The sequence below is a fragment of the Streptomyces longwoodensis genome (genome assembly GCF_001514125.1).
In the GTDB taxonomy this organism is placed as follows: Bacteria; Actinomycetota; Actinomycetes; order Streptomycetales; family Streptomycetaceae; genus Streptomyces; species Streptomyces longwoodensis.
Map to the genome: position 1 here is coordinate 201,630 of NZ_KQ948565.1, position 9,724 is coordinate 211,353.

Genomic DNA, 9,724 nt, shown 5'->3' on the forward strand with positions numbered 1-9,724 from the left:
GGCACCGGGTGGTGCGGCCGCCCGGACCCGCGGCCGGGCCGTCCACGGCGCTGGTGAGTCCCAGTCCGCGTAAGGCGCCGGTCAGGCCGGGGCGGCAAAGTAGTAACGGCGGTAGCCGCGCAGCATGCTGTCGTCGGTCAGCGTGAACCAGTCCACGAACTCCAGGTCACGCACCGTGCCGTCCGTGCGGGAGGCGCCCAGCGGGGTCAGGCGTCCGGTCACCACGACGCTGTGGCCCTCCGCGACGATCTCCACGATGTGGTGGGTGCCGGGAGGCACCAGGGCGTCCTGGTGGAGGCTCAGCACCTCCTCCCGGCCGGCCCGCAGCGGGGCGTCGGGGCGCACCACCCGGATGTCGTCGGCGAGCAGCGAGCCGTAGCCGTCGATGTCGCCGATGTCCAGGTAGTGGTAGGAGAGCCGCACGTGGTCGATGCCGGCCGCCGTCACGGCGCCGCTGACCGAACCAGCGGCGATGTCGCGCGTGGTCATGTGCACACTTCCTTTCCCGGGCCCGGCCGCGAGCCCTGGGCCACCCTCCCCCACCAGCGCATCGGGAAGCTATCGCGTCACTATCACGCACCGTCACCGCTTCACAGGATCTCCCCCGACCCCGCTCGTGCACCATGCAACAAGTTGCTGTTGAGGGAGGCCCGGGCTCCATGGACAAGCCGCAGTCCGGTCAGTGACACTGTGGTCCGTCGCGGTGACCCGTCGAAGTCGGACATGGGTGCCATGACTGACGTCTGCACACGGCTGCATCCCGCGCGGGCCGCGTCTGAGCTGGGAGACACATGATCGATGCGTTGGACGCGGACCGGTCCGGCCCCCATCGGACGGTGTTCAACATCCTGGGCCCGGTCGAGGTGCGGGGACCCGGTGGTCACGTGCGGATCCCGCCCGGCCGCCAGGAGGTCGTCCTGGCCGCGCTGCTGCTGGAATCCAACCGCGTCGTCGGGACGGACCAACTGGTCGACCTGATCTGGGGGGACGACCCGCCGGGCACGGCCCGCACCCAGGTGCAGATCTGTGTGTCGCGGCTGCGCCGGACCATCACCGACGCCGGGGTGGAGGCGCCCATCACGACCCGTGCGCCCGGCTACGTCCTGAACGCGCCGGACGAGCTCCTGGACGTACGCCTCTTCGGCTCCCGGGTCACCGAGGCGCGCGGTCTGGTGCGTACGGGCCGCTGCGCCGAGGCCGCCGACCTGCTGCGCTCCGCGGTGTCCCTGTGGCGCGGGCCCTGTCTGGACGGGGTGCTCAGCGAGGCGCTGCGGGGCCGCGCGCTGCAGCTGGACGAAGAGCGCCTGACCGCTGTGGAAACGTATCTGCAACTGGAGTTGGACCTCGGCCGGCACCACCAACTGGTGGGCGAGATCAGCCGCCTGGTCCACGAGAACCCGCTGCGCGAGCGGCTGCGCGGCCACCTGATGCTCGCCCTGTACCGGTCGGGTCGGCAGGCCGAGGCGCTGGAGGCCTACCGCGCGGCGCGGGCCCTGCTGCTGGAGGAGCTGGGCCTCGAGCCCGGCGAGGAACTGAAGCGGCTGGAGTCGGCGATCCTCACCGGCGACGCGTCGCTCAGCGCGGGCGCCGAGACCACCGAGGCCGCGCGAAGACCCGCCGGTCCCTCCCGGCCGGACGGCCGGGAACCCCAGGAGGAGGCGGAGTCCGGCGCGGACGCCGCCTCCAGCGCTCCCTCCCGCGACCGCGTCCCGCACCAACTGCCCGCCGACACGGCCGACTTCGTCGGCGACGAGGCGCTGATCGGGACCGTCACCTCGCTGCTCGCGGAGGGCGGCACCCGCAGCGCGGTCGGGATCGCGGTCATCATCGGCAAGCCCGGCATCGGCAAGAGCACCTTCGCCACCCACGTGGCGCACCGGCTCAGCGCGGAACACTTCCCCGACGGCCAGCTCTACTGCGACCTGCGGGGCACCGGCCTGGTCCCGGTCTCCGCCCAGGACGTGCTCGGCCGTTTCCTGCGCGCGCTCGGCATCCCCGGCCCGGTGCTGCCCGACTCCCTCGACGAGCGGGCCGAGATGTACCGGACCCTGCTCGCCACCCGCCGGGTGCTGGTCGTCCTCGACGACGCGGCGAGCGAGAGCCAGATCCGGCCGCTGCTGCCCGGCACCAGCACCTGCGCGGTGATCGTCACGAGCCGCACCCGGATCACGGGGGTGCCCGGGGCCCGCCGTATCGAACTCGACGTCCTCGACGCCGGCCAGGCGCAGGAACTCCTCGGGCGGATCATCGGGCCCGAGCGGGTCGCGGCCGAGGGGGAGGCGGCCCAGGCGCTGGTGCGCACGGTGGGCGGTCTGCCGCTGGCCCTGCGGATCGTCGCCGCCCGGCTGGCCGCGCGCCCGCACTGGTCGCTCGCCTCGATGGTGCACCGGCTGGCCAACGAGCGGAGCCGGCTGGACGAGCTCACGCACGGTGAGATGACCATGCGCGCCAGCCTGTCCCTCACCCACGACGGGCTCGGCGCCACCGAACAGCGCCTGCTGCGCCTGCTCTCCCTCGCCCACGGCCCGGCGCTGCCCGGCTGGCTGGCGGGCGCGCTGCTCGACGACCGCCGCCCCTACCCGTCGGACCTGCTGGAACCCCTCGTCGACGTGCAGATGCTCGACGTGGTGGGCGTGGAGCACACCGGGGAGTTCCGCTACCGCTTCCACGAGATCATCCGGGTCTTCGCCCGGGACCTGCTCGTCGCGCACGGCGACGAGCAGGAGCGCACGGCCGCCGTCGAACGCATGCTGGGCGGCTGGCTGGCCCTGGCCGAACTGGCGCACAGCAAGATCTACGGCGGCGACTACACGGTGCTGCACGGCCGCGCGCGCCGCTGGCACCCGCCCGCCGCGTACGTCGACGCGCTGCTCGCGGACCCGCTGGAGTGGATGGACCAGGAGCAGGCCAACCTGTGCCACGCCGTGGAGCACGCCGCCCAGGAGGGGCTGGACGAGCTGGCCTGGGACCTGGCGACCACGCTGGTGACGCTGTTCGAGGCCCGCGGCTACCTCGACCAGTGGGAGCGCACGCACACCCTGGCGCTGGAGGCGGCGCGCCGCGCGGGCAACCTGCGCGGCACCGCGGCGCTGCTCACCTCGATGGGCACCCTCTACCTGAGCCGTCGTCAGGCCACGCAGAGCAAGGCCTCGTTGACGTCGGCGCTGGACCTCTTCGACCGGCTGGGCGACGCGAGCGGCCGGGCGCTGTGCCGCCGCGACCTGGCGCTGCTCGCCCGCTTCCAGGGCGACGACGACCAGGCCCTCGACCTGTACGCGCAGGCGCTGCGCGACTTCGAGCGCGGCGGCGACGTGGTGGGGCGGGCCATCGTCCTGACCCAGCGCGCCCACATCTGGATGCGCCGGGGCCGCACCGCTGAGGCGCACGTCCAGCTGGAGGAGGCCCTGGAGGTGTTCCGCTCGGTCGGCTACACCGGCGGCCAGGCCCGCGCCTTACGCCGGGTCGGTCAGGTGCTGGTCCAGCGGGGCGAGCACGAGCGGGCCGCGCAGACCTTCAGCGAGGTCCTGCTCATGGTGCGGGAGAGCGGGGACGTCATCGGCGAGGGGCACCTGCTGCGGGACCTCGGCGACGCGCACGTGCGGATGGGCCGGGTGGACCAGGCGCGCGAGCTGCTGGAGCGGGCCCTCGCGGTGCGGGAGCAGATCATGGACGTCGGCGGCGCGGCCGTCGTCCGGCTGGACCTGGCGCGCCTCGGCGGGGGTCCGGGCGGTCCGGGCGCCATGGCGGAGCTGCTGGAGGCGGCCGTGGCGACCTTCCGGGACCGGGGGATGTCCCGCGAACTGCGGGAGGCGGAGGCGTTGTTGGCGCCGGGCGAGCCGGGAGCGAACGCCGTGCCGGCACCGCGGCACCGGGCGGACCTCGCGACCAGCACACCGGCCGCGCGCCTCACGCCCCAGGACTTCACCACGCCCGCACCGGCGTTGCCACTGCCGGCCGGGCCGTACGGCCAGGGGACCTCATTGCTTCCGGGGGACGGGGCGGTGTGACGGTGGGCCCGCCGGGGCCCGGTGGGGGGCATCGGGCCTGAAGTGACCGGGAGACGGTCGGGCCCGGGCATCGGGGCCAGCGGTGGCCCGGAGTGACGGCGACCGGGAGACGGTCGGAGGGCGGGCATCGGCCCTGAGGTGACCGGGAGACGGTCGGGCCCGGGCATCGGCCCTGCGGTGGCCCGCTGCGTCGACGACCGGGAGTCGGTCGGACGTCGGGCGCCGGTCTGACGATGGACCGTATCAACGGCGGTCGTGAGAGGAAGAGTTGGCGAAGGCCAGCCTGACGGTGACCACAAGACGGTCGGGGGCGGCTGGCTCCTGGCCCGGGAGCGGCCCGCGGCAACGTCGGTCAGGATGCGGTCGGTCGGCGGGTCTCGGCCCGGCGGCCGGGTCAGTCCCAGGGGTTGTTGCCCGTGGTGGCCGTGGGCGAGGGGGTGGCGACGGAGTCGGCCGTGCCGCCGGTGCCCGTGGTGGTGACCGAGACGCCCGTGTGGGCCGGCGTGCCCGGGTCGTCGGCGTGGGCGATCTGCGCGCCCAGCAGCAGCGTGCCGGCCAGGGCGGAGGTGGCGACGGTGATCCGGAGAGCCTGGGCGATGCGCATGGGAGGTTCCCTTCATCGGTCCTTCGGGGCTTCGCAGTTCCGTTCGCTGCGATGACTTCAACTTAGGAACCAGCGGAATTCCGGCACCGTCCCCGCGCCTATCCCGGCGCTATCACCGGCCGCTATCACGTCCCGGCGCGCTAACTCCGGCCCGTCCGCACGGTGATGTCGGCTGGATAGCGGCCCCCGAATGATGGGTGAAGAGACCGAACGGCCACCGGCACGGCGGTCGTCCGCCGGCCTCGCACGACGAACCAGAGGGGACAGGGACCGAGACATGACCACGAGCGCCGCACCCGGAACCGCCGACGTTCCGCCGCAGTTCGGAAGCCTCATGCGCCGCCACCGCCTGCGGATCGGTCTGACCCAGCGCGAGCTGGCCGACCTGTCGACGATCAGCGTCCGGGCCATCCGGGACCTGGAGCAGGGGCGCGCCACCCGGCCGCGCACCGACACCGTGCGGCTGATAGCCGACGGTCTGCGGCTGGGACCCAAGGCGCGGGCGGACCTGGAGTCGGCGGCGCACCAGGGCCGCCGCTCGGCGGCGTTGCACGAGCGGTTCGTGACCGCGCCGCCCGCTCCCCCGGTCGCGACGCATCCGCTGTTCGGGCGGGACGCCGAGGCGCGGGTGCTCACCGACGAACTGGCCTCCGGTACCGAACGCCTCGTGACGGTGGTCGGGTTGAGCGGGGTGGGCAAGACGCGGCTGGCCCTGGAGGTCGCGGCCCGGCTGCACCGGGAGGCGGAGCTGCCCGTGCTGTGGCACGCCGCGCCCGGAACCACCGGCGAGTACCGGAGCGACCCGGACGGGGAGGAGTTCGCCGGGCCCGTGTGCGCACTCGTGGAACACCTGCTGGCCAGCGCGGACACCGATCCCGCGGCCTTCCTGGAGCTGGTCGGCGACCACCCGACGGTGCTGGTGATCGACGGCGCCCCCGGCCGGCTCCACGCGGACCGGCTCGGCCGCCTCGTGCGGGAGTGCCCGCAGCTGCGGGTGCTGATCACCTCGGACCACCCGTCGGACGTCCCCGGCGAGCGGGTGTTCCTGCTGACCCCGCTCACCACGCCGGACGACGCCGGCGAGAGCGCGACGGCCGCCGCAGAAGAGCTGGCCGGGACGACCGCCGTCCAGCTCTTCCTGTCCCAAGTGCGGCGCGTACAGCCCGAGTTCGTCCTGGACGGGCGTACCGCGGGCGCGGTCGCCGACATCTGCCGCCGCCTCGACGGGCTGCCGCTGGCGCTGCGCGCGGCCGCCGACTGGCTGGTCGTCTACGACGTGGAGACCCTGCGCGAGTGCCTGGCGAGCGACCCCGGCGCGCTGCTCGACCACCTCACGGACGCCCGGGAGGGTGCCCGGCTGCGCGCCTGCCTGGAACGGGGGCTGCGCGGGCTGGACCCCGGCCGGCACGACCTGCTGGACGCGGTGTGCGCCGGGGACGGCGAGTTCGGCCTCGAGGACGTGATGGCGCTCACCGGGCGGAGGCTGCCCGAGTGCGGCCGGCTGGTGCGCGACCTGCTGCTGCGGGGCGTCGTGCGGCCCAGTCACCGGCCGGGGCGGTCCCGGTTCCAGGTCCTCCAGCTGGTGCGGGCGGTGTGGCGGGACGGGGTGCCGCGGCCCGCCGCCACAGCTGCTCCCGGAGTGCCGGAAGAACTGCCGCTGGGGGCGGCGGCGCCGGTATTCGATGGGCTTCCACGGTCTTCGGCCCACTGACGGCAACGCGTCGGGCCCGGCCGGAAGAACGCCTCAGGCCCAAGGAGGACCCTTGTCCCACGACATGCGCTCCGGCACGGGCGGCGTCACGGCCGTCATCGCCGGCATCGGAGCCGTCACGGCCGACCGCCTGGTCAAGAACGACGAACTGGCACGGCGCCTGGACGTCACCCCCGACTGGATCCGCGTCCGCACCGGGATCGAGCAGCGGTACGTGCTGGCTCCCGGCGAAGCCACCTCCGACCTGGCCGTCCGGGCCGGGCGGCGGGCGCTGGCCGCGGCCGGCGACCCGGACGTCGACTTCGTCATCCTCGCCACCTGCACCCCCGACCACACGTTCCCCTCCACCGCGCCGTCGGTGGCGACCCGGCTGGGCCTCGGCACCGTCACCGCCTTCGACCTCAACGCGGCCTGCTCGGGCTTCGTCTACGGCCTCTCGGCGGGCACCGGGCTCATCGCCTCGGGGGCGTTCCGCAGCGGCCTGGTCATCGGCGCCGACGCCATCTCCACCATCGTCGACCACGACGACCCGGTGACGGCCCCGATCTTCGGCGACGGCGCCGGCGCGGTCGTGCTGCGCGCCGGGTCGCCGGACGAACCCGGCGGGCTGCTCGCGCAGACCACCGGCAGCGACGGCTCGCTCCTCGACACGCTGATCACCCCGTCCGGCGGCTCGCGGCAGCGGGCCGCGGGCGTGGCGCCGGACCCGGTCTCGAGCTACCTCCGCATGGAGGGCCGGCTCGTCTTCCGGCACGCGGTGCAGCGGATGGCGCAGGCCGCCCGGGACGTCGTCGCCCGCACCGGCTGGACGGTGGACGACGTGGACCTGCTGGTGGCGCACCAGGCCAACGAGCGGATCCTCACCGCGACCGCGGGCGAGGTGGGCCTGCCGCCCGAGAAGGCGTTCAGCAACGTCGACCGGGTGGCCAACACCTCGGCCGCGTCCATCCCGCTCGCACTCGTCGACGCGCTGGAGTCGGGTGTGCTGCGGCCCGGCGCCAAGGTGGTCCTGGCCGGCTTCGGCGGCGGGGCGACCTGGGGCGCGACCACCCTGGTCTGGCCCGACATCGCGGTGGGCACGGAGCCCGCTGCCTGAGTCCCCAACCCGCCCGGTAGCGCTCGTACGGCCGTCGACGCCCTCGTCCGCCGCCCGAACCCCTTCCGACTTCGCTCCCACCGGCCGCCGTACGCACCGCACCCGCGCCGCGTCGGTGCCCCGCCCGCTCCACCCCGTCCACGCACCCCTCCCCCGCCGGGCGACCCGCCCGGCGACCACCGACAGGAGAACCCCATGACCACCGCCGAAGCCCCCGCCGCCTCCGCCGTCCTCGAGCAGATCAGCGCGACGATCCAGGACGCGGTCGCGGAGACCGACGCCCCCATCACCCTGGACGCCGCCCTCGGCGCCGACCTCGGCATCGACTCGATGTCCGTCGTGGAGATCCTCGTCCAGATCGAGAAGCGCTTCGGCTTCCAGCTCGCGGACGCCGAGGTCACCGGCATCACCACGGTGCGGGACATCCTCGACGCCGTCCTGCGGCGGCAGTGACCCGGGCCCATCCACCGAAGCACAGGGAGAACTCCTATGTCCGCTCCGGCAGCCGGAGTACGACGGCAGCTCAGTCCCGCCCAGGCGGGCGTGTGGTACGCCCAGCGCCTCGATCCGGCCAACCCCGTGTTCCACATGGGCGGTTACCTGGACATCCTGGGTCCGGCCGACCCGGACCTGCTCCGGGCGACGGTCGCGGCCCTGGTGGCCGAGGACGAGACCACCCGGCTGCGGTTCACCGAGGCCGACGGCGTCCCGCAGCAGTACTTCGCCGCCGAGGCGGACTTCACCCCGCACCTGTACGACGTCAGCGGTGACCCCGATCCCGCGGCGGCGGCGATGCGCGCCATGCGGGCCGACCTGGAATCCCCGCCGGACCTCGAACACGGCCCGCTCTTCACCCACTTGCTCTTCCGCCTCGGCGACGAGCACTTCATCTGGTACCACCGCGTGCACCACCTGGTGCACGACGGCTACAGCGCCTCGATCCAGCGCCGGCGGGCCGCCGAGATCTACACGGCCCTGGCCACCGGCGGCGACCCGGGCACGCCGTACGGGTCGTACGCCGTGCTGCTCGACGAACAGGCGGCGTACGCCGGTTCGGCGGCCCAGCGTCGCGACCGTGCCTACTGGTCCCGCCTCATGGAGGGTGCCGAACCGCCCGTCGGACCGGCGGGGTCCGCGACCCCGGCGACACCGGCGGACGCCGCGACGCACGGCTCGGCGCCCGACGGGACCGTCCCGCAGGGCCCGCCCGCCGGGATCGTGCGTGACGTCTCCGAGGTGGACCGGAGCCTGCGGGACGCCCTGGTCGGCTTCGCGGAACGGGCCCGGGTGACCTGGCAGCAGGCCCTGCTGGCGGTCGCGGTGCTGCACCGCGGCCTGTGGGCGGGCGACTCCGACGTGCTGCTGGGGCTCCCGGTGCCGGGCCGGGTCACCCCGGGGTCGCACCGCACCCCGGGCATGGCGGCCAACACCGTGCCGCTGCGCTGCGGGATCGACCCGCGGGAGTCGTGCGAGGACCTGGCCGCCCGGGTGGCGGCCCAGAGCCTGCGCGCGCAGTGGCACCAGCGGTACGCCGACACCGACCTGCTGCGCGACCTGGGCTGGCCGGTGCGGGGCCGCAGCCGGTTCGGCCCGGTGGTCAACATCGTGCCGTTGGACGAGCGGACCACGTTCGCCGGCCTGCCGGCGGTGAGCCACCTGCTGTCCACCGGCGGCACCGCGGACGACCTGACGCTGTCCGTGACCTACGGCGACGGCGGGGGCCTGCGCTTCGACGTCACGCTGGACGCCGCACAGGCCGGGTCCGTGGACCTGGCCGCCTACCGCAAGTCGTTCGTGCAGTTGCTGTCCTCCGTGGTGACGGGGCCTCCCGGGCGGACGGTGGCGGAGCTGGACGTGCTCGACGCGAAGGAGCGGGCGCTGGTGGTGGAGCGGTGGAACGACACCGCGGCCCCGCCCGAACACCGTTCCGTTCCCGCCGTGTTCGCCGCCCAGGTGACCCGGACACCCGACGCCACCGCCATCATCGACGCCGACCAACACCTCACCTACCAAGACCTCGACAGGCGCGCCAACCAACTCGCCCACCACCTGACGGCCACCGGCACCCGCCGCGGAGACATCATCGGCGTCCTCCTCGAACGCGGCACCCACCTCGCCACCGCCCTCCTCGCCACCCTCAAGACCGGCGCCGCCTACGCCGTCCTCGACCCCGACTTCCCCGACGAACGCCTCACGTCCACCACCGCAGACGCCCACATCACCACCGTCATCACCACCACCCAGCACCACCACCGACTCCGTGAGCACCTCACCGCCCACACCCTCGACACCCTCAACCTCACCCA

The 9,724-nt window shown here is 74.3% G+C and carries 7 protein-coding genes; 5 read left to right on the forward strand and 2 right to left on the reverse strand.

What is annotated here, in order from left to right; all coding sequences use genetic code 11:
• Nucleotides 1-81 precede the first annotated feature (81 nt).
• Nucleotides 82-489 (reverse strand): nuclear transport factor 2 family protein, encoded by a 408-nt coding sequence (locus tag AQJ30_RS33935; RefSeq protein WP_067241508.1) that lies wholly within the window; start codon nt 487-489, stop codon nt 82-84.
• 302 nt (nt 490-791) lie between these two features.
• On the opposite strand from AQJ30_RS33935, the gene AQJ30_RS33940 reads away from it, so the two are divergent.
• Nucleotides 792-4,007, forward strand: a complete 3,216-nt coding sequence (locus tag AQJ30_RS33940) for an AfsR/SARP family transcriptional regulator (RefSeq protein WP_067241510.1) — start codon at nt 792-794, stop codon at nt 4,005-4,007.
• Between the two features lie 394 nt (nt 4,008-4,401).
• On the opposite strand, the gene AQJ30_RS33945 is transcribed toward AQJ30_RS33940, so the two are convergent.
• On the reverse strand, nt 4,402-4,611 hold the full coding sequence (locus AQJ30_RS33945; protein ID WP_067241512.1) for a hypothetical protein: 210 nt from the start codon (nt 4,609-4,611) through the stop codon (nt 4,402-4,404).
• Nucleotides 4,612-4,888: 277 nt separating this feature from the next.
• Between AQJ30_RS33945 and AQJ30_RS33950 the strand changes: the two genes are divergently transcribed.
• From AQJ30_RS33950 to AQJ30_RS33965, 4 genes are all read left to right on the forward strand, one after another.
• On the forward strand, nt 4,889-6,322 hold the full coding sequence (locus AQJ30_RS33950; protein WP_067241514.1) for a helix-turn-helix domain-containing protein: 1,434 nt from the start codon (nt 4,889-4,891) through the stop codon (nt 6,320-6,322).
• A 52-nt stretch (nt 6,323-6,374) separates the two neighbouring features.
• On the forward strand, nt 6,375-7,418 hold the full coding sequence (locus tag AQJ30_RS33955; RefSeq protein ID WP_342671647.1) for a beta-ketoacyl-ACP synthase III: 1,044 nt from the start codon (nt 6,375-6,377) through the stop codon (nt 7,416-7,418).
• 195 nt (nt 7,419-7,613) lie between these two features.
• On the forward strand, nt 7,614-7,871 hold the full coding sequence (locus tag AQJ30_RS33960) for an acyl carrier protein (protein WP_067241517.1): 258 nt from the start codon (nt 7,614-7,616) through the stop codon (nt 7,869-7,871).
• 36 nt (nt 7,872-7,907) lie between these two features.
• A partial coding sequence (locus AQJ30_RS33965) for a condensation domain-containing protein (RefSeq protein WP_159052419.1) occupies nt 7,908-9,724 on the forward strand: 1,817 nt, incomplete at its 3' end.